General features: G+C 71.1%; 19 protein-coding genes and 1 pseudogene. 15 read left to right on the top strand and 5 right to left on the bottom strand.

The window, feature by feature from the left end; genetic code table 11:
- Nucleotides 1–29: 29 nt before the first annotated feature.
- From LIX60_RS23120 to LIX60_RS23105, 4 genes are all read left to right on the top strand, one after another.
- The gene (locus tag LIX60_RS23120; protein ID WP_019709216.1) at nt 30–983 is read left to right on the top strand and encodes an ACP S-malonyltransferase; all 954 of its coding nucleotides are present in this window, start codon (nt 30–32) and stop codon (nt 981–983) included.
- Between the two features lie 13 nt (nt 984–996).
- The gene (locus LIX60_RS23115; protein ID WP_227960190.1) at nt 997–2010 is read left to right on the top strand and encodes a ketoacyl-ACP synthase III; all 1014 of its coding nucleotides are present in this window, start codon (nt 997–999) and stop codon (nt 2008–2010) included.
- A 93-nt stretch (nt 2011–2103) separates the two neighbouring features.
- Nucleotides 2104–2352, top strand: coding sequence for an acyl carrier protein (locus LIX60_RS23110; protein ID WP_030545387.1), 249 nt, complete (start codon nt 2104–2106; stop codon nt 2350–2352).
- Nucleotides 2353–2418: 66 nt separating this feature from the next.
- Nucleotides 2419–3690, top strand: coding sequence for a beta-ketoacyl synthase (locus tag LIX60_RS23105; RefSeq protein WP_227960188.1), 1272 nt, complete (start codon nt 2419–2421; stop codon nt 3688–3690).
- Nucleotides 3691–3793: 103 nt separating this feature from the next.
- Here LIX60_RS23105 and LIX60_RS23100 read toward each other — a convergent pair whose 3' ends face one another.
- Nucleotides 3794–4288, bottom strand: a complete 495-nt coding sequence (locus tag LIX60_RS23100) for a DUF3145 domain-containing protein (protein ID WP_227960186.1) — start codon at nt 4286–4288, stop codon at nt 3794–3796.
- 727 nt (nt 4289–5015) lie between these two features.
- On the opposite strand from LIX60_RS23100, the gene LIX60_RS23095 reads away from it, so the two are divergent.
- From LIX60_RS23095 to LIX60_RS23065, 7 genes are all read left to right on the top strand, one after another.
- Nucleotides 5016–6176, top strand: a complete 1161-nt coding sequence (locus LIX60_RS23095) for a mandelate racemase/muconate lactonizing enzyme family protein (protein ID WP_227962884.1) — start codon at nt 5016–5018, stop codon at nt 6174–6176.
- Nucleotides 6173–7189, top strand: a complete 1017-nt coding sequence (locus LIX60_RS23090; RefSeq protein WP_227960183.1) for a zinc-binding dehydrogenase — start codon at nt 6173–6175, stop codon at nt 7187–7189. Before LIX60_RS23095 ends, LIX60_RS23090 begins: the two co-directional genes overlap by 4 nt.
- Nucleotides 7190–7383: 194 nt before the next feature.
- On the top strand, nt 7384–8358 hold the full coding sequence (locus LIX60_RS23085; RefSeq protein WP_227960181.1) for a hypothetical protein: 975 nt from the start codon (nt 7384–7386) through the stop codon (nt 8356–8358).
- 50 nt (nt 8359–8408) lie between these two features.
- Nucleotides 8409–9518 (top strand): multiple monosaccharide ABC transporter substrate-binding protein, encoded by a 1110-nt coding sequence (gene chvE, locus LIX60_RS23080; protein ID WP_227960180.1) that lies wholly within the window; start codon nt 8409–8411, stop codon nt 9516–9518.
- 15 nt (nt 9519–9533) lie between these two features.
- Nucleotides 9534–11144, top strand: a complete 1611-nt coding sequence (mmsA, locus tag LIX60_RS23075; protein ID WP_227960179.1) for a multiple monosaccharide ABC transporter ATP-binding protein — start codon at nt 9534–9536, stop codon at nt 11142–11144.
- On the top strand, nt 11141–12397 hold the full coding sequence (mmsB, locus tag LIX60_RS23070) for a multiple monosaccharide ABC transporter permease (protein WP_308101745.1): 1257 nt from the start codon (nt 11141–11143) through the stop codon (nt 12395–12397). Before mmsA ends, mmsB begins: the two co-directional genes overlap by 4 nt.
- A 131-nt stretch (nt 12398–12528) precedes the next feature.
- Entirely contained in the window at nt 12529–13683 is a 1155-nt protein-coding gene (locus tag LIX60_RS23065) for an aldose epimerase family protein (protein WP_227960178.1), read from the top strand.
- 384 nt (nt 13684–14067) lie between these two features.
- Here the strand turns inward: LIX60_RS23065 and LIX60_RS23060 are convergent, their stop codons facing one another.
- Nucleotides 14068–14532: a hypothetical protein gene (locus LIX60_RS23060; protein ID WP_227960177.1), complete on the bottom strand. Its 465-nt coding sequence runs from the start codon at nt 14530–14532 to the stop codon at nt 14068–14070.
- Nucleotides 14533–14630: 98 nt separating this feature from the next.
- The gene (locus LIX60_RS23055; protein ID WP_227960176.1) at nt 14631–15836 is read right to left on the bottom strand and encodes a helix-turn-helix transcriptional regulator; all 1206 of its coding nucleotides are present in this window, start codon (nt 15834–15836) and stop codon (nt 14631–14633) included.
- Nucleotides 15837–16226: 390 nt separating this feature from the next.
- Here LIX60_RS23055 and LIX60_RS23050 point away from each other — a divergent pair, with 390 nt between their 5' ends.
- The 4 genes from LIX60_RS23050 (at nt 16227) to LIX60_RS23035 (ending at nt 18279) form a co-directional block, all read left to right on the top strand.
- Complete coding sequence (locus tag LIX60_RS23050) at nt 16227–16448, top strand: type II toxin-antitoxin system VapB family antitoxin (RefSeq protein WP_210987202.1); 222 nt, start codon at nt 16227–16229, stop codon at nt 16446–16448.
- Entirely contained in the window at nt 16445–16855 is a 411-nt protein-coding gene (locus tag LIX60_RS23045; RefSeq protein WP_210987201.1) for a PIN domain-containing protein, read from the top strand. Before LIX60_RS23050 ends, LIX60_RS23045 begins: the two co-directional genes overlap by 4 nt.
- A gap of 351 nt (nt 16856–17206) precedes the next feature.
- Nucleotides 17207–18061: a helix-turn-helix transcriptional regulator gene (locus LIX60_RS23040; protein ID WP_227960175.1), complete on the top strand. Its 855-nt coding sequence runs from the start codon at nt 17207–17209 to the stop codon at nt 18059–18061.
- 11 nt (nt 18062–18072) lie between these two features.
- Nucleotides 18073–18279, top strand: a complete 207-nt coding sequence (locus LIX60_RS23035; protein ID WP_227960174.1) for a DUF397 domain-containing protein — start codon at nt 18073–18075, stop codon at nt 18277–18279.
- 65 nt (nt 18280–18344) lie between these two features.
- Here the strand turns inward: LIX60_RS23035 and LIX60_RS23030 are convergent, their stop codons facing one another.
- Together LIX60_RS23030 and LIX60_RS23025 are read right to left on the bottom strand one after the other, a co-directional pair.
- Nucleotides 18345–18773: an ATP-binding protein gene (locus LIX60_RS23030; RefSeq protein WP_210987198.1), complete on the bottom strand. Its 429-nt coding sequence runs from the start codon at nt 18771–18773 to the stop codon at nt 18345–18347.
- A 133-nt stretch (nt 18774–18906) separates the two neighbouring features.
- Nucleotides 18907–19398, bottom strand: a pseudogene (locus LIX60_RS23025) (RICIN domain-containing protein); the annotation flags it as partial.
- Nucleotides 19399–19478: the final 80 nt, after the last annotated feature.

The raw sequence follows: 19478 nt of genomic DNA, 5'->3' as shown, positions 1-19478 counted from the left end.
CGGGACCACCGTCACGAGAGAGTGTGAGAGTGCTCGTACTCGTCGCTCCCGGCCAAGGCGCTCAGACGCCCGGCTTCCTGACCCCCTGGCTCGACCTCCCCGGTGTCTCCGGACGCCTGGCGGAGTGGTCGGCCGTCTCCGGCCTGGACCTGGTGCACTACGGGACCGAGGCCGACGCCGAGACCATCCGTGACACCGCGGTGGCCCAGCCGCTGCTGGTGGCCGCCGGGCTGGTCTCCGCGTACGCGCTCTTCGACGACCCCCGGGCGGAGATCCCGGCCCGGGTCGGCGCCGTCGCCGGGCACAGTGTCGGCGAGCTGACCGCCGCCGCGCTCTCCGGGGTGCTGAGCGACGAGGACGCCGTCGCCCTGGTGCGGAAGCGCGGCCTGGCCATGGCCGAGGCCGCCGCCGTCACCGAGACCGGGATGTCCGCCGTGCTCGGCGGCGACCCGGAGCAGGTGCTGGCGCATCTGGAGAAGCTCGGACTGACCCCGGCCAACATCAACGGCGCCGGGCAGATCGTCGCCGCGGGCACCGCGGAGCAACTCGCCGCGCTCTCCGCGGAGAAGCCGGAGAAGGCCCGCGTCATGCCGCTCAAGGTGGCCGGCGCGTTCCACACCCGCCACATGGCGCCGGCGGTCGCGAAGCTGGAGGCCGCGGTCAAGGACCTGACCGTCTCCGACCCGCGCGTTCCCTACCTCTCGAACAAGGACGGCCGGGCCGTCGCGTCCGGCCCGGACGCCGTGGAGCGCCTGGTCAACCAGGTCTCCAACCCGGTCCGCTGGGATCTGTGCATGGAGACGTTCCAGGAGCTGGGCGTCACCGCGCTGCTCGAGGTCTCTCCCGCCGGCACCCTCACCGGGCTGGCGAAGCGGGCGCTGCCCGGGGTGAAGACCCTGGCGCTGAAGAGCCCGGCCGACCTCGACGCAGCCCGCGAGCTCATCGCCGAGCACGCGGCGCCCGCCCGCTCTGCCGCGGAATAGGAGCCGAAGAACCATGACCGCGAAGATCAAGCCGAGCCGGGGTGCCCCGTACGCGCGCATCCTCGGCGTCGGCGGCTACCGCCCGACGCGGGTGGTGCCGAACGAGGAGATCCTGCAGCACATCGACTCCTCCGACGAGTGGATCCGCTCCCGTTCGGGCATCAGCACCCGGCACTGGGCGGGGCCCGAGGAGACCGTCGCGGTGATGTCGGCCGAGGCGGCGGGCAAGGCCATCGCCGACGCCGGGATCGGCCCGGAGCAGATCGGCGGCGTCATCGTCGCCACCGTCTCGCACTTCAAGCAGACCCCGGCCGTCGCCACCGAGATCGCCCACCGGATCGGCGCGGGGCGGCCCGCCGCGTTCGACGTCAACGCGGGCTGCGCGGGCTTCGGTTACGGACTGACCCTCGCCAAGGGGATGGTCACCGAGGGCAGCGCGGAGTACGTCCTCGTCATCGGCGTGGAGCGGCTGTCGGACCTCACCGACCTGGAGGACCGCGCCACGGCCTTCCTGTTCGGCGACGGCGCGGGCGCCGTGGTCGTCGGCCCGTCCGAGGAGCCGGGGATCGGCCCGAGCATCTGGGGTTCCGAGGGCGACAAGTCCGAGACCATCAAGCAGACCGTGCCCTGGGACGCCTACCGCGGCCGGACGGACGTCTCCGACATCCGTTACCCCGCCATCACCCAGGAGGGCCAGGCGGTCTTCCGGTGGGCGGTGTTCGAGATGGCGAAGGTGGCCCAGCAGGCCCTGGAAGCGGCCGGGATCACCCCGGCCGACCTGGACGTCTTCATTCCGCACCAGGCCAATATGCGGATCATCGACTCGATGGTGAAGACCCTCAAGCTGCCGGAGCACGTCACGGTCGCCCGTGACGTCGAGACCACCGGCAACACCTCGGCAGCGTCGATTCCGCTCGCGATGGAGCGGCTGCTGGCGACGGGGCAGGCGAAGAGCGGTGACACCGCGCTCGTCATCGGCTTCGGGGCGGGTCTCGTCTACGCCGCCACGGTCGTTACTCTCCCCTAGGCACGAAACGCGCGGTTACGGGCATCCGGTCACCACGCGTCCTGTTTTCATCCGGAAAGCACCACCGAAACACATCGAATGGAGAGCGCCATCATGGCCGCCACGCAGGAAGAGATCGTCGCCGGTCTCGCGGAGATCGTCAACGAGATCGCCGGTATCCCCACCGAGGACGTCCAGCTGGACAAGTCCTTCACCGACGACCTGGACGTCGACTCGCTGTCCATGGTCGAGGTCGTCGTCGCCGCCGAGGAGCGCTTCGACGTCAAGATTCCGGACGACGACGTCAAGAACCTGAAGACCGTCGGCGACGCCGCGGACTACATCCTCAAGCACCAGGCCTGAGCCGAGCGTTCGTCGCCACCCCGGCGGTGGCGGTACCGCACCCCTCTACTCGTGGAGAACATTCCTGTGAACTCGACCAATCGCACCGTGGTCGTCACCGGTATCGGAGCAACCACACCGCTGGGTGGCGACAGCGCTTCGACCTGGGAAGGCCTGATCGCCGGACGCTCCGGTGTGGCGGCCCTGGAGGGCGAGCGCTTCGCCGACCTCCCCGTCCGCATCGCCGCCTCGGCGGCCGTGGACCCCTCCGAGGTGCTGCCCCGGCCGGTGGCGCGCAAGCTGGACCGCTCGGCCCAGTTCGCGCTGATCGCCGCCCGTGAGGCCTGGGCCGACGCCGGCTTCACCGGCGCGGCCGGCTCGGAGGAGAACGCCGGCGCCGTCCGCCCGGAGCGGCTGGGCGCCGTCATCGCCTCCGGCATCGGCGGCGTGACCACCCTGCTCGACCAGTACGACGTGCTCAAGGAGAAGGGCGTACGCCGCGTCTCCCCGCACACCGTGCCCATGCTCATGCCGAACAGCCCGTCGGCCAATGTGGGCCTGGAGGTGGGCGCCCGCGCCGGCGTGCACACCCCGGTCAGCGCCTGCGCCTCCGGCGCCGAGGCGATCGGCTACGCGGTGGAGATGATCCGCACCGGCCGCGCCGACGTGGTCGTCGCGGGCGGCACCGAGGCCGCCATCCACCCGCTGCCGATCGCGGCCTTCGGCAACATGATGGCGATGTCGAAGGACAACGACGACCCCGAGGGCGCCTCCCGCCCGTATGACGCGAGCCGCAACGGCTTCGTGCTCGGCGAGGGTGCCGGCGTCGTCGTCCTGGAGTCCGCGGAGCACGCCGCCGCGCGGAAGGCCAAGGTCTACTGCGAGGTGCTCGGCCAGGGCATCTCGGCCGACGGTCACCACATCACCCAGCCCGAGCCGGAGGGCCGCGGCATCGCCGACGCCCTGCGGAACCTGCTGGACTCCACCGACCTCAAGCCCTCCGAGGTCGCCCACATCAACGCGCACGCGACGTCCACCCCGCAGGGCGACGTCGCGGAGATCAAGGCGCTGCGGAAGGTCTTCGCGGACGACGTCGACCACATGGCGGTCTCCGCCACCAAGTCGATGACCGGCCATCTGCTGGGCGGCGCGGGCGGTGTGGAGACCGTGGCCACCGTGCTGGCGCTGTACCACCGGACGGCCCCGCCGACCATCAACATCAAGGATCTCGACCCCGGAGTGGACGCCGACGTCGTGCGCGACGAGCCCCGCACGCTGCCCGAGGGGACGATCGCGGCGCTGAACAACTCGTTCGGCTTCGGCGGCCACAACGTCGTACTGGCCTTCCGGACCGTCTGACGCGCCACCGCGGCACGGAGCGGCCCGCCCGGAGTGATCCGGGCGGGCCGCTTCCGCGTGCGTCCGCGGGCGTCCGGGCGTTCCGCCGTTTTCCGCCGGGGGCTCAGACCACCTGGTGCAGCCAGCGGACCGGGGCGCCCTCGCCGGCGTAGCGGAAGGGTTCGAGTTCGTCGTCCCAGGGCTTGCCGAGGAGCTTGGCGATCTCCGCCTCCAGGACGGTCTCGCCGCGGGCGGAGCGGGCCAGGGCCGCGCGCAGCCGGTCCTCGGGGATCAGGATGTCGCCGTGGATGCCGGTGACGGCGTGGAAGATGCCGAGCCCGGGGGTGGAGCTGTAGCGCTCGCCCTCGGCGCCGGGGCAGGGCTCCGCGGTCACCTCGAAGCGCAGCAGATGCCAGCCGCGCAGCGCGGAGGCGAGTTTGGAAGCGGTGCCGTGCTCGCCCTGCCAGGAGAACTCCGCACGCCAGGTGCCCGGTTCGGCGGGCTGTCTGATCCAGTCCAGGCTGACGCGCACGCCGAGGACGCCCGCGACCGCCCACTCGACGTGCGGGCAGAGCGCGCGGGGGGCGGAGTGGACGTAGAGAACTCCACGTGTCGTCACCGGGACCTCCAGTGTGGGACGAGGTGGGCCTTCCCCAGCGGACTCGCGCCCGTACCGGTCTCGTCCGGAACAGCACTTGACAGTCTGCCCCAGAGATCACTTCCGCACCAGGCCCCGAGATTACCAACAGTAAACATCATCGGGAGCGATCCTCTGCAAAAGGGACACTATGTGACGTGCCGTGAACGTACGGATGCCGGGTGACGCCCTGACCCGATCGGGGGACCGGGAACCCGCCACGGGGGCACGGCGCCTGCGGCCCCGGGGAAAAGCTACCGTGCGCCGGGGACCCCGGGGTGACGTACCGTCGGTCCGGGCCGGATATCACGGAAGCTTCACTCTCGGGGGCGGTCCCGCGTTCCCCGGCCGCGGACGCCCGAGGGGGTGTATCCGCGCCCCACCGGCGGCGTCGGCGAACAGCCGTGCGCGGCAAGGGACATGAGGGGCGGGAGGAGACGCCGGACCGCGCGGCCCGGCCCTTCCCTCCGGCCCGCCCCGGCCCCGGCGTTCCCTGGCCGGATCCGGTCGCCGCCACCGCCCGCCGGGCCTCGGGCTTTGCCCCTCCGGCCACGGAAACCGGCCCTTCTCCCCCGGCCCGGGGTGCCGTCACCCGGTTCGGGGAAGGACGCGGGTGCACGACCATTGACACTGCTCCCGGCACGTCATTACCGTCACGCCAGGATTTCGAACGTGTGACGAAATATCGAACACCGGAAGGGCAGTGGCCTTGCGCATCACCGGCATCACCACCCATGTCGTCGGAACTCCGTGGCGCAATCTGACCTATGTCCTCGTCCACACCGACGAGGGCATCACCGGCGTCGGCGAGACCCGGATGCTCGGCCGGACCGACGCGCTGGTCGGCTACCTCCGCGAGGCCGAGGTCAACCACCTGGCCGGCGCCGACCCGTTCGCGATCGAGGACCTCGTCCGCCGGATGAAGTACGGCGACTACGGGCGGGCCGGGGAGATCGTCATGTCCGGCATCGCCTGTGTGGAGATGGCCTGCTGGGACATCAAGGGCAAGGCGCTGGGCGTGCCGGTCTGGCAGCTCCTCGGCGGCCGCGTCACCGACCGGGTGAAGGCGTACGCCAACGGCTGGTACACCGTCGAGCGCACCCCCGAGGCCTTCCACGCCGCCGCCCGCCGGGTCGTCGACCGCGGCTACCGGGCGCTGAAGCTGGACCCGTTCGGAACCGGCCACTTCGAGCTCGACCACACCGAGACCCTGCACTCCCTCGCCCTCGTCGAGGCCGTACGCGACGCGATCGGCCCGGAGGCCGAGCTGCTGGTCGAGATGCACGGGCGGTTCAGCCCGGCGACGGCCTCCCGGCTGGCGAAGGAGCTGGAGCGGTTCCACCCCTCCTGGCTGGAGGAGCCGGTGCCGCCGGAGAACCTCAAGGCGCTCGCCAAGATGGCGGCGAAGACAACGTTGCCCATCGCGACCGGTGAACGCATCCACGACCGCATCGAGTTCCGCGAGCTCTTCGAGTCACAGGCCGCCGACATCATCCAGCCGGACGTCGGGCACCTCGGCGGCATCCTGGAGACCCGGAAGCTAGCCGCCACCGCCGAGACGCACTACGTCCTCATCGCCCCGCACAACGTGGGCGGCTCGGTGCTCACCGCCGCCTCCCTCCAGCTCGCGGGCTGCACCCCCAACTTCAAGATCCTGGAGCACTTCAACGACTTCGCGGACGCCGAGATCAAGAAGGTGGTGAAGGGCGCCCCCGAGGTCGTGGACGGCTACTTCACCCTGCCGGAGGCACCCGGCCTCGGTGTCGAGTTCGACCCCGACGCGGCGGCCGGGTTCCCGCAGCAGCGCGCCCACTTCGACCTGTGGGCCGAGGGCTGGGAGAAGCGCGACCCCACCGGGGGCCGGTCATGACGGGCGGCCGCGCCGTCCTCCTGGAACGGCCCGGCACCCACCGGATCGTCCCGGCGGAGCCCGTGCCGCCCGGCCCCGGCGAGGCCCTGGTCCGGGTGTACGCGGCGGGGGTGTGCGGCAGCGACCGCGAGCTGTACGAGGGCACCCGCGCACCCGGCTACGTCCGCTACCCCGTCACCCCCGGCCACGAGTGGTCGGGGACGGTGGAGGCGGTCGGCGAGGGCGTCGACCCGGGGCTGGTGGGCCGGAAGACCGTCGGCGAGGGCTTCCGCAACTGCCAGACCTGCGAACGCTGCCGAGCCGGCGAGACCTCCCTGTGCACCGGCGGCTACGACGAGACGGGCTTCACCCGGCCCGGTGCCTTCGCCGACACCCTCACCCTGCCCGCCCGGCTGCTGCACCTCCTCGCCCCCGACGCCGACCTGCGGGCCGCGGCGCTGCTGGAGCCGGCCGCCGTGGCCGCCGCCGCGGCGCTGACGGCGGCGGCCCGGCCCGCCGAGCGGATCGCCGTCGTCGGCGCGGGCACCCTCGGCCTGCTGGCCGTCCAGTTCCTGGCCGCCACCTCCCCCGCCGAACTGCTGGTCGTGGAGCCCCGGGCGAGCCGGGCCGGGCAGGCGGTGCCCTTCGGCGCCACCGAGGTCCGCCCGCCGGACGGGCTCACCGCGCTCACCGGCCGGTACGACCTGGTGGTCGAGACCGCGGGCGCGCCGCGCAGCGCGTGCTGCGCGGTCTCCCTGGCGCGGGGCGGCGGCCGGGTGGTGCTCACCGGGCTGCCCGGCGCGGGCGCCGAGGGGATCGACCCGCTCGGCCTGGCGATGCGCCAGATCACCGTGCACACCGTCTTCGGTGCCCCGCCGGCGGCCTGGGCGTACGCCGTGCGGGCCTTCGGGACCGGGCTGCTGAACCCCGCACCGCTGATCACCCACGAGCTGGCATGGGAGGAGTACGCCGAGGCCGTCGCGCTCGTCGGCGGCGGTGATCCCGGCGCCGGGAAGGTGCTGCTGCGCCCCTGATCCCGCGGCCCGGCCGGTTCCCGTCACCCCCGCCCGCTCCCGCCCCCGACCCGCCGTACGCCTCCCGGCGACTGCCCCGGACACCCTCCGGCCGGTCCCCGGCACCCCGGCTCCCCACCGGTGGTGTCCCGGCCCGGGCCGTCCGGACGGCCGGCCGACCGAACACCATTCGTCATGCAGAACAGAGGAGTCCCGTGTCCGACAGCACCCGTCCCGCGCCGCGCCGCCCGGGCTCGGCCGCCCTCGCCCAGCTCGGCGAGCCCGTCCCCGCCGACGACCCGGCCGACGCCTCCCCGCACACCTTCCCCGACGGCGGCACCTGGCGCACCGAGGTGCCGTCGGTGGAGGGCCCCGAGGCGCTGGCGACCGTCCTCAAGGAATCGTCCCGGCTGGACGTGCCGATCCACCGGATCAGCCAGGGCAGCGGCGTCTGGATGCTCACCGACGACGAGATCACCGAGATGACCGGTGCCTGCGCCGAACGGGACATCGAGCTCTGCCTGTTCACCGGCCCGCGCGGCACCTGGGACATCGGCGCCGCCACCCGCACCGACTCGCGCGGCGGCGGCCTGCGGGCCCGCGGCCACGACGGGCTCGCGGGGTGCGTGGAGGACGCCGTCCGCGCCACCGAACTCGGCGTGCGCTGCCTGCTCGTCGCCGACGAGGGCGTGCTGTGGACGCTGCACCGGCTGCGGGAACGGGGTGTGCTGCCGGCCGGCACCACGTTCAAGGTCTCCGCGCTCGTCGGCCCGGTCAACCCGGCCTCGTACGCGGTGTGGGAGCGGCTCGGCGCCGACTCCATCAACATCCCCTCGGATCTCTCCTTCGACCAGCTCACCGAGATACGCCGGGCCGGCCGGGCGCCGATGGACCTCTACATCGAGGCCCCGGACGACCTCGGCGGCTACGTCCGGATGTACGACACCGGGGAGCTGATCCGCCGCGGCGCCCCCGTCTACCTCAAGTTCGGGCTGAGCAAGGCGCCCGGTATCTACCCCTACGGGGCCCACCTGCGCGACGTCACCCTCGACACCGCGCGGGAACGGGTGCGCCGCGGCCGGCTCGTCCTGGACCTGCTGGCGCGGCACGGGGCGGACGGCGGCATGTCCCCCCTCGGCTCCCGCCTCCCCGGAGACCTGCGGCGCTTCCCCGCCGACCCGGTCTCCTGACCGACCCGCACCGACCCGCACCGACCCGCCCCACCACGGAAGGAACCACCATGCGCATCACCAGAGGTCTCGGCGCCGCGACGGCGGCGCTTCTCCTCACCTCGGCGCTCGGCGCCTGCGGCCAGGACTCCACCGGCGTCGACGACGACGGCAAGAAGGACGCCAAGGGCGGCACCATCGGCCTGGCCATGCCCACCAAGTCGTCCGAGCGCTGGATAGCCGACGGCCGGAACATGGCCGAGCAGTTCCGGGCCAAGGGCTACAAGACCGACCTCCAGTACGGCAACGACGACGTCGACGAGCAGGTCGCCCAGATCGAGAACATGATCGCCAAGGGCCACGAGCTGCTCGTCATCGCGGCGATCGACAGCGCGGCGCTCACCAATGTGCTGGACCGGGCGGCCGAGGCGAACATCCCCGTCATCGCCTACGACCGGCTGCTGATGGGCACCGAACACGTCGACTACTACGCCACGTTCGACAACTTCAAGGTCGGCGTGCAGCAGGGCACGTACATCGCCGACAAGCTCGGGCTGAAGGAGGAGGGCGGCGAGAAGGGCCCGTTCAACATCGAGCTGTTCGCCGGCTCCCCCGACGACAACAACACCCGCTTCTTCTTCAACGGCGCGATGAGCGTCCTCAAGCCGTACATCGACGACAAGAAGCTGGTCGTCCGCTCCAAGCAGACCAAGCTCAACCAGATCACCACCCTCCGCTGGGACGGCGGCACGGCGCAGCGCCGGATGGACGACCTGCTGAGCAAGTCCTACACCTCGGCCGAGCTGGACGCCGTGCTCTCCCCGTACGACGGGATCTCCATCGGCATCCTCTCCGCGCTCAAGAGCGTGGGCTACGGCAGCAAGGACAAGCCGTACCCGGTGATCACCGGCCAGGACGCCGAGAAGGCCTCCGTGAAGTCGATCATGGCGGGTGAGCAGACCCAGACCATCTACAAGGACACCCGGAAGCTGGCCAAGGCCACCGTCCAGATGGGCCACGCGATGCTGACCGGCGGCGAGCCGGAGGTCAACGACACCAAGACCTACGACAACGGCAAGAAGGTCGTGCCGGCCTATCTCCTCCAACCGGTGAGCATCGACAAGTCCAACACCCAGCTGCTCATCGACGAGGGCTACTACAAAGCCTCCGAGCTGAAGTAAGGGGCGGCGGTCACCATGAAAGCGGCCACCGGCACGACGGGCGGCCCGGGGGCGGCGCCGCCCGGGCACTCCGTGCTCGACATGCACTCCATCACCAAGACCTTCCCCGGCGTCAAGGCCCTGTCCGGCGTCGAGTTCACCGTGCGCGAGGGCGAGATCCACGCGATCTGCGGGGAGAACGGCGCGGGCAAGTCCACCCTGATGAAGGTCCTCAGCGGGGTCCACCCGCACGGCAGTTACGAGGGCGAGATCGTCTTCCGCGGCGAGCCCTGCGCCTTCAAGGACATCCGGGCCAGCGAACGGCGCGGCATCGTCATCATCCACCAGGAACTCGCCCTCGTCCCCTATCTCTCCATCGCGGAGAACATCTTCCTCGGCAACGAGCACGCCACCCGCGGGGTGATCAACTGGAACGACACCCTGGGGCACGCCCGCAGGCTGCTGCGGCGCGTCGGGCTCACCGACTCGCCGCACACCCGGATCGCCGACATCGGCGTCGGAAAGCAGCAGCTGGTGGAGATCGCCAAGGCGCTGGCCAAGGAGGTGAAGCTCCTCATCCTCGACGAGCCCACCGCCGCCCTCAACGACGCGGACAGCGCCAAACTCCTCGATCTGCTGCTGGAGTTCAAGGCGCAGGGCATCTCCTGCATCCTCATCTCGCACAAGCTCAACGAGATCCGGCGGGTCGCCGACTCCGTCACCATCCTGCGGGACGGCCGGACCATCGAGACCCTCGCCGTCCGGGAGACGCCCGACGCGGAGCCGGCCGTCTCCGAGGAGCGGATCATCCGCGGCATGGTCGGCCGCGATCTGGACCACCGCTTCCCGGAGCGCACCCACTACGCGGGCCCGGGCGCCGGGGAGACGGCGATGCGGATCGCGGACTGGACCGTGCACCACCCCATCGACCAGCAGCGGAAGGTCGTCGACGGGGTGTCCCTGGAGGTGCGGCGCGGCGAGATCGTCGGCATCGCCGGGCTGATGGGCGCGGGCCGCACCGAGCTGGCGATGAGCGTCTTCGGGCGCAGCTACGGGCGGCACGCGGCGGGCCGGGTCCTGCTCCACGGGAAGGAGGTCTCCACGCGGACCGTGCCGGAGGCCGTCGCCCACGGCATCGCCTACGTCACCGAGGACCGCAAGACCTACGGGCTCAACCTCGGCGACGACGTGACCCGCAACATCTCCATCGCCTCCCTGCCGAAGGTCGCCCGGCGCGGTGTCGTCAGCGAGCACGAGGAGGCCCGGGTCGCCGAACGGTTCCGGACGTCGATGAACATCAAGACCCCCACGGTGTTCGAGACCGTGAACCGGCTGAGCGGCGGCAACCAGCAGAAGGTCGTCCTCAGCAAGTGGATCTTCGCGGGCCCCGAGGTGCTGATCCTCGACGAACCGACCCGCGGCATCGACGTGGGGGCGAAGTACGAGATCTACACGGTCATCAACGATCTCGCCGCACAGGGCAAGGCCGTGGTCTTCATCTCCTCCGAGCTGCCGGAGCTGCTCGGGATGTGCGACCGGATCTACACGATGGCCGCCGGCCGGCTGACCGGGGAGATCCCCCGGGCGGAGGCCACCCAGGAAGTGCTGATGCGCCACATGACCATGGACAGAGGACGGACCCGATGAGCACCACGACCACCACCAAGGACGAGGGACCGGCGCCGGGTCCGGGCTCCGGCCCGGGCGCCGGGGGCGGCGCCGGGGGCGGCCTCGCCGCGGCGCTGCTGCGCGGGATGCGCGCCAATATGCGGCAGTACGGGATGCTGCTCGCGCTGGCACTGATCGTCGTGCTGTTCCAGGTGTGGACGGACGGCATCCTGCTGAAGCCGCAGAACGTCACCAACCTGGTCCAGCAGAACAGTTACATCCTGATCCTGGCCATCGGGATGATGATCGTGATCATCGCGGGCCACATCGATCTCTCCGTGGGCTCGCTGGCCGCCTTCGTGGGCTCCGCCGCGGGCGTGATGATGATCAAGAACGATATGCCGTGGGTGCTCGCGCTGGCGCTCTGCCTGCTGATCGGCGCCGCGGCCGGGGCCTGGCAGGGCTTCTGGATCGCCTATATCGGCATCCCGTCCTTCATCGTCACCCTCGCCGGGATGCTGCTCTTCCGCGGCGCCACCCAGATCATGCTGGAGGGCCAGACCCTGCGGCCCTTCCCGGACGGCTTCCAGTCCCTCGGCAACGGCTTCATACCGGAGCTGGGCCCGGACACCAACTACCACAACGCGACGCTGCTGATCGGCCTCGGCGTGGTCGTCTTCGTGCTGTGGCGGGAGTGGAGCGACCGCCGCCAGCAGGAGCGGTACGAGCTGGACGTCATCCCTAGGGGGCTGTTCATCGCCAAGTGCACCGCCCTCGTGGCGGCGGTCGTGGCCTTCACGCTGACCCTGGCCAGCTATCACGGCACACCAATCGTGCTGCTGATCCTCGTGGGCCTGCTGATGGCCCTCGGCTTCGTGATGCGCAACGCGATCATCGGCCGGCATGTCTACGCCCTCGGCGGCAACCGGGCGGCGGCGAAGCTGTCCGGCGTCAAGGACAAGCGCGTCACCTTCCTGGTCTTCGTGAACATGGGGGTCCTCGCGGCCCTGGCGGGGGTCGTCTACGCGGCCCGGCTGACCGCCGCCACCCCCAACGCCGGTATCAACTTCGAACTCGAGGCCATCGCCGCCGCCTTCATCGGCGGTGCCTCGGCCACCGGCGGCGTCGGCACCGTCCTCGGCGCCATCATCGGCGGCCTGGTGCTCGGCGTGCTCAACAACGGTATGTCCCTGGTCGGCATCGGCTCGGACTACCAGCAGGTCATCAAGGGCCTGGTGCTGCTCGCGGCGGTCGGCTTCGACGTCTGGAACAAGCGCCGGGTCGGTTCCTAGCCGGCCCCGGCCGGCCCCCGGGCCGGGCACCCTCTGCCCGTTTGTCCCCTTGTCCCCTTTGAGAGGATCGGCACGGCATGACATCGAGACGCACGGTGATAGCGGCTGCGGCCGCAGGATTGGCGGCAGGCATGACGACACCAGGCGCGGCGCAGGCCCGGGACCGGGCCGGAGTCGGAAGCGGGGCCGCGGCCCCGGACTCGGGGGAAGCCGGGCCCGCGGGGCGGGGCCGCCCCACCCGGGAGGGCTTCGGCAGCCTCCCGGACGGCACCCGGGTCGACCGCTGGACCCTCGCCCGCGGCGGCACGCGGCTGCGGGTGCTGTCGTACGGCGGCATCGTCCAGTCCCTGGAGATCCCCGACCGGCACGGCCGCACGGCCAATGTCTCCCTCGGCTTCGCGGACCTCGCCTCGTACACCGAGAACAGCCCGTTCTTCGGCGCGCTGATCGGCCGCTTCGGCAACCGCATCGCCCGGGGCCGCTTCACCCTCGACGGCAAGACCTACCAACTCCCGCTCAACGACGGGGAGAACAGCCTGCACGGCGGCGACCGGGGCTTCGACAAGCGGGTCTGGGACGTCGAGCCCTTCACCCGGGGCGGCGACGCCGGCCTGACGCTCACCCGGGTCAGCCCGGACGGCGAGATGGGCTACCCGGGCGAGCTGACGGTGCGGGTGGACTACATCCTCACCGCGCGCGGGGACTTCCGCATCGTCTACGAGGCGACCACGGACGCCCCCACGGTCGTCAACCTCACCAACCACACCTACTTCAACCTCGGCGGCGAGGGCACCGGCACGATCATGGACCACGAGCTGTGGCTCGACGCGTCCCGCATCACCCCGGTGGACGCCACGCTCATCCCCACGGGCAAGCTCCTCCCCGTGGCCGGCACGCCCTTCGACTTCCGGCGCGCGAAGCCGATCGGCCGCGACATCCGCGAGGCGCACGAGCAGGTGCTGTACGGGCGGGGCATCGACCACAACTACGTCCTGGACAAAGGCATCACCACCCGCCCGCGCCACGCGATGACGGTCACCGACCCGCGCTCCGGCCGCACGATGCGGATCGCCACCACCGAGCCGGGCGTACAGCTCTACACCGGCAACTTCCTGGACGCCACCTACGCCGGCACCTCCGGCCGGGTCTACCGCCAGGGCGACGGCTTCTGCCTGGAGACCCAGCACTTCCCGGACTCCCCGAACCAGCCCTCGTTCCCGTCCACGGTCCTCCGCCCGGGCGACACCTACCGCTCGGAGACGGTGCACTCCTTCTCGGCCCGCTGACCACCCGGCCCGGGCCTCCGCCTCGTGGGGGCGAGGCGGAGGTCCGGGACCAGGCCCAGATCGGTGACACAGCGGCGGCAGGCGTACCACCGGGAGCCCGCACCGAGCCCCGCCTCGACGACCCGGACGGGCACGGCGTCCGGGGCGAGCAGCTCGTGCCACGCGCACCATTCGCAGCCTCACCGCCGCCTCACCGCCCGGCCGCGTCCCGTTCCCGGCGGGCCCGCGCCACCGACTCGATCAGCCCGATCGGGTCCGCTCCGGGGAGCGGCGGTAACTCCGCGACGTGGCCGGGACAGGCGTACACAACGGCCCCGGTGACAGCACCGTCCCGCGCGTCGACCCGCACCAGTCGACCGAGGTCACCGCACCGTGCGCACTGCCTCACCGGGCGGACCCTCCCGTGGCAAGTGCCGCCGCGTAGGCCCCGTACAGGGCGTCGGCGTCCGTCAGCACGGCGGGCTCGGCAGTTGGTGGAACGATCCACGTGCGCCGGTGCCGGGTGTGCGGCGCGACCACGCGCGGGTGCGGCACATCGACCTGCTCGGCCCGGGCCAGCACGCGCGCGCCGGGCAGGTCCCAGCCATCGACCGCGCCTACCGGCACCATCACCTCGACGCCCTTCGGGCCGAGCAGGACGGGGCCGACCTCCCCGAGGTTCTGCAGGATGTGAACGGTCCGCCATCCCTCGGCGGCCGGCAGCCGTACGACGTCCCAGGCGACACCCACCGGGACCGTGACGAGCTCGTCCGCCGGCCACGCGACGGCCGCCTGCCCGGGACTACCGCCCGCACGGCGGATCCACTCCAGCGCAACGGTGGGATGCTTGTCCAGCACGATGAACTCCATGCGACGCGACGCGTACGGTACGTCACAACAGTGCCGAGCTGGAGTGATCCCGCTGTACACGAGACGGGAACAAACGCCTCTTGACTACCGTCGTACCGTCACATACCGACCCACGCTGCGAGTGATGTCAGCCCTTCCGCAGCCCGCCGCTGCCGACGCACCAGCGCGCCGATCGTCTCCCGCACCAGCGGGTGGTAGCGGGCCTGCTGCGGTGCCACTGTTCGGGCCTGGCGCAGCGCCCGCTGCGCCGCCTCCACCCGCCCCATCTCGGTGTAAGCCCGGGCCATCTCGATGTAGTACCGGCCCACCCGCATCCGCGGATGCTCGGCAGGGAAACGCAGCGACCGCGCGGTCTTTACCGCGTCGCCGAGTTGCCCGAGTTCCACCCGCGTGGCCACATCGAAATGCTGGACGTTGGTCTCGCCGAACGCGGCCCAGTACACCTGGGGCACGTCGCGGCCAATCTCCTTCGCCACCTGCCGCGCCAACTCCATGTGCCCTGCCACAGTGTCCGGGTCCTTGGCCTGAGCCGCGGCGATGGCCGCTGCCAAGTGCAGACTCCCGGAGACCGCGAGGACCGGCACGGAGCCAGGGGCGTCGTGCTGGCCCACGAGTCGGTGCGCGCGGTCCAGCGTGCGCAGCGACATGCGGCTGTCACCACGGCGCAGCAGCATGGCACTGCGGCGGCTGAGACGGACCGCGAGGAGCAGTGGGTCCTGGGCCTGCTCAGCGGTCCACCCCATCCGCTCCAGCGCGATGGACGCCAGCAGGTGGTAGCCGAGCCGGTAGGCGAATTCGTAGGCCACCCAGTAGCACCAGGACAACGCTGCGGCGGTGCGCCGCCGTTCCTCGCCTTCGGGCAGAAGGCTGATGGCTGTGGTGAGCTCGCCAAGCAGGCCGGGGAGTTGCTGCCCCACACCGCTGTACTCGGTGGCACAGGCTTTCTCACACAAGACGCGGACGTCCAGCTCGATGTCGGCGACAGAGCGAGGTGTGATGTCCGGGTCGGGCCCGAGGTCGTAGAGATCCAACGCGTCGGACAGCGGCGCGATCATCAAGTCCAAGTGATCCTGCTGCATTTCGGAGGTGTACGGCTGGCCGTTGAGGACAGCGACGTCAACCTGGAGCACGCGGGCCACGGCCGCCACGACAGCAGGAGTGGCCGGCGCAAGTCCCCGTTCAACCTTGGCGATGCAACTGCGGGAGAGGTACGCCCTCTGAGCCAACGCCTCTTGGGTGAGGTGACGCAATTTGCGGTAGTCGGCGATGCGAGCGCCGGTGTGGTCGTCAGCGGGGTGCCGCATACTGACTCCGTTCTGAACTCGACACCCGAAACGGTACGCCTGGCCTGCGGCAGGACGGTAGCGATTGGTCCTCGCCATCACCCGGCGCAGGCCATCGTGGTATTCGTCAAAGGCCTGGCCGTTGGCTTACCTGGAAGCCAGCAATCGGTTTCCTGCGGCCGTAGGGCCAGCTCGTGCCGTCAGGCGAGGATCACGGTGACCTACTCGTCCCTTCTGGCTGACGGAGCGCCCCATCCCCTTCGGACAGCACCAGCCGTGAACACCCCGCGTCGGCGAGAGCAGGCTTGCTGTGTGCAGAGGCAGGCGTGGCACGCAGTCGCTCTGCTCGCGGTCGGAATGTTGCTCATGTACACTTCTATGTACATCACCAACATTGGACGGAGGTGCGGTGTGTCCGTTACGCAAATCGATATTGATGACGACGCTCTGCGACGGGCCATGGCCCTCTCGAAGGCAAGGACGAAGAAGGAAGCAGTGAACGTCGCGCTCCACTTCTACGCCGAGCAGCAGGAGCGGGCGGCCCGTATCAGTCGCCACTTCGAGCGGGCGCGGGAGTGGGGAGCTGTGGAGGACGCCGAGGCTCTGCACGAGGCGGAGAAGCGCACCCGGTGATGTACCTGCTCGACACGTCGGCACTCGTCCGGTTGCTCCGGGAGCCGAAACTGCAGTCCGCGTGGTACGACGCGGTCGACGCCGGAGCCATGGCCTCCTGCTTTCCACAGCGCACCGAGTTTCTGTACAGCGCCCGGAACGGTCGCGAGTACGGCGAGATCGCCGAGATGTTCGCGGATCTCTACCCGGACGTGTCGGTACCGAAGAACGCGGGACGCTGGATCGGCGCGGTGCAGCACCGCATGGCCCAAGCCGGTGAGCACCGCAGTGCCTCGGCTGTAGATCTCATGATCGCGGCGACTGCGGCTCATCACGGGCTGGTGGTGCTGCATGACGACGCCGACTACCGCGTCATCACGCGGCACGCTTCTGACATGGCCGAACACAATATCCACGACGTTCCCTGACGATTTCGGCCTCCGGCTCCCCAAGGGCTTGGGTGGCTCCCCCCTGTAAGGGTTGCGGTTGAGGATGCTCACCGTGTGGCATGGCCCCGGGGGAAGCCGGGGCGGTAACCCCCGCCGGGGGCGGTGTTCCCGTGAAGCCGGGAACCGCTGCTGCCGGTCACCACCGACCACGCCCTCCGCCACGCTGGGCAGCAGCACCCCCGGAGCACCATGGCAGAGCGGCTGCCTCCCCGGCACCGCCGCCGGGGCAACATGGCACCCCTGCAACCTGGTCCCTCCACGTCCCTCGCCTCCCCCGGTTCATGAAAAGGTGTTGCGTCACATGCGACACACGAGCCACGAGGGGACGCCATGTCGCTGAGAAGCGCGCCGACAGCTCGTCAGGAGCGACTGGGTGCCGAGTTGCGGAGGATGCGCGAGGCCGCGGGGGTCACCGCCCGCGACACCGCGAAACTCCTGGGGGTGGACCCCGCCAAGGTCAGCCATATCGAGGCGGGACGGCTCGGGGTCAGCGAGGAGCGCCTGCGGCGGCTCGCGACGTTCTACTCCTGCGGCGACAGCGCGCTGATCGACGCCCTCGTGGCCATCACCTACGAACAGCGCGGCCAGGGCTGGTGGGAGGCGTACCGGGGCGTGCTGCCCGCCCCGCTGCTGGATCTCTCCGAGCTGGAGCACCACGCGACCCGGCTCCGCACCATCCAGATCACCCACATCCCCGGCCTGTTACAGACCGAGGCGTACGCCCGCACCATCTTCGGCGCCGCCCTGCCCCCGCTGCCCAAGACGGAGCTGGAGGCCCGCGTCTCGCACCGCATGGAGCGGCAGTCCGTCCTGAGCCGGCACCGCACGTCCCCCTACGAGGTGGTCATCCACGAGGCCGCGCTGCGCATGCGTTTCGGCGGCCGCGCGGTGGTGCGCGAACAGCTGAAGGCCCTGCAGAGCCTGAGCGAGCAGCCGTACATCAGCCTCCGCGTGATCCCCTTCGCCTCCGAGGCGCACATCGGGTCCGGGCACGCGATGCTCTACGCCTGCGGGCCCGTACCGCAGCTCGACAGCGTGCAGGTCGACGCCGCGCACGGCATGGGGCTGCTCCACACCGAGCCGCAACTGCGGAAGTACCGGACGCTCTTCGATGCCATGCAGGCGGCGGCGCTCGGGGAGACCGAGTCGCGTTCCTTCCTCCAGTCGGTCGTCCGAGAGCTGTGAAGGGTCATCCGTTGGCCGAGAAGACCATCTGGCAGAAGTCGTCCTACTCCCAGGAGGAGGGCGAGTGCGTCGAACTCGCCGCCGCCGGCCCCGCCGCCGTCGCCCTCCGCGAGAGCGAGGCCCCCGGCACCGTCCTGACCGTCTCCCCCACCGCATTGGGCTCGCTGCTCAGCGGTGTGAAGAACGGGGAGTTCGACGGCCCGGCCCTGAGGGCATGAGGAGCTGATCCGGTGCACGACCGGCCGACGCGCCCGCCCGCGCGCCGCCGCACCGGGTTCGCCGGCTACGCCCGGAGGGTGCCCAGTTCGCACCAGACGCCCTTGCCCTGGCGTGCGGTGAGGCCGGGCGGGCCTCCCCGTACGTGGCCCCAGGCGTCGGCGAGGGCGGCGACCAGGGCGAGGCCTCGGCCCCCCTCGTCGTCGTCCCGGGCGCTGCGCGGGGCGGGGGCGGACGGGTTGGCGTCGTAGACGCTGATCCGTACGAGGGTCGGCTCGATCACCAGCCACAGCAGGGAGCCGATGCCGGAGCCGGAGTCCCCGCCCCTGTTGGTGTGCACATAGGAGTTGGTGACCAGTTCGGAGGTGCACAGAGCCGCGCTGTCGGTGATGTGCCGCAGGTCCAGGGAGCGCAGGACGCTCGTCACGAAGTCGCGGGCGATCTTCGGGACGGTGATCTGCGGGGGACAGCACAGGGCGTAGGTGTGGGGCTCCATGCTTCTTGTCTCCCCTGCGCGGTGAACAGCGCAACCGCTGTGCGGCTACTGGTCGTGTGAATCGCGTCACGGAATGTAGGAGGCGTGGCACCCGCGGCGGTGCGCGGGCGCCACGCCGGTGGCCGGCCGGCCGTCAGGACACCGGTTTCAGCTGCCACTGCTGGCAGGCGTTGTCCAGCCACGTCCACTGGCGGACGTCGGCCCCGTCGGCCGTGGAGCAGTCCGCCACGTCCGCGACCTTGCCGCTCGCCGCGTTCATCAGGCGGACCCAGCCGCCGCTGTCCGTGACGGCGAGGCGGAAGCGCTGGCAGGCGTTGTCCAGCCAGGACCACTGGCGCAGAGCGGCGCCGTCTTCCGCGGAGCAGTCGGCGGTGTCCAGGACCTTGCCGCCGGCCACGCCGACCAGGCGGCTGGTGTCGTCGCCGAGGTCCTCGATCCGCCAGCGCTGGGCGTCCGCGCCGTTGCACGTCCACTGGCGGACGTTCGCGCCGTCGGCCGTGGAACCGTCCTCCACGTCCAGGCACTTGCCGCTGTTGCGGTTGACGAGGGTGTACGCGGCCGGGGTGGGGCGGGTCCGTCCGGTGGTGCGGTGTGCCGGTGGGCCGGTGGAGCGGAGCGGTACGGGGTGGGGGTCGTGCGGCCCGGTGGGTGCGGGCCCGTACCGGAGGGAGTGCCCAACGGCTGTTCGGCGTACAGCCGTTGGGC

Origin of the sequence: Streptomyces sp. S07_1.15 (genome assembly GCF_020739505.1) — a bacterium.
In the GTDB taxonomy this organism is placed as follows: Bacteria; Actinomycetota; Actinomycetes; order Streptomycetales; family Streptomycetaceae; genus Streptomyces; species Streptomyces xinghaiensis.
This window is presented reverse-complemented; position numbering and strand designations above follow the sequence as displayed.

What these genes read in the sequence shown, in the direction of transcription:
- LIX60_RS23115 (WP_227960190.1), top strand. Translation starts at nt 997, where the DNA reads ATGACCGCGAAGATCAAGCCGAGCCGGGGTGCCCCGTACGCGCGCATC.
- LIX60_RS23110 (WP_030545387.1), top strand. Translation starts at nt 2,104, where the DNA reads ATGGCCGCCACGCAGGAAGAGATCGTCGCCGGTCTCGCGGAGATCGTC.
- LIX60_RS23090 (WP_227960183.1), top strand. Translation starts at nt 6,173, where the DNA reads ATGACGGGCGGCCGCGCCGTCCTCCTGGAACGGCCCGGCACCCACCGG.
- chvE (WP_227960180.1), top strand. Translation starts at nt 8,409, where the DNA reads ATGCGCATCACCAGAGGTCTCGGCGCCGCGACGGCGGCGCTTCTCCTC.
- mmsA (WP_227960179.1), top strand. Translation starts at nt 9,534, where the DNA reads ATGAAAGCGGCCACCGGCACGACGGGCGGCCCGGGGGCGGCGCCGCCC.
- mmsB (WP_308101745.1), top strand. Translation starts at nt 11,141, where the DNA reads ATGAGCACCACGACCACCACCAAGGACGAGGGACCGGCGCCGGGTCCG.
- LIX60_RS23065 (WP_227960178.1), top strand. Translation starts at nt 12,529, where the DNA reads ATGACGACACCAGGCGCGGCGCAGGCCCGGGACCGGGCCGGAGTCGGA.
- LIX60_RS23060 (WP_227960177.1), bottom strand. Translation starts at nt 14,532, where the DNA reads ATGGAGTTCATCGTGCTGGACAAGCATCCCACCGTTGCGCTGGAGTGG.
- LIX60_RS23055 (WP_227960176.1), bottom strand. Translation starts at nt 15,836, where the DNA reads ATGCGGCACCCCGCTGACGACCACACCGGCGCTCGCATCGCCGACTAC.
- LIX60_RS23040 (WP_227960175.1), top strand. Translation starts at nt 17,207, where the DNA reads ATGTCGCTGAGAAGCGCGCCGACAGCTCGTCAGGAGCGACTGGGTGCC.
- LIX60_RS23030 (WP_210987198.1), bottom strand. Translation starts at nt 18,773, where the DNA reads ATGGAGCCCCACACCTACGCCCTGTGCTGTCCCCCGCAGATCACCGTC.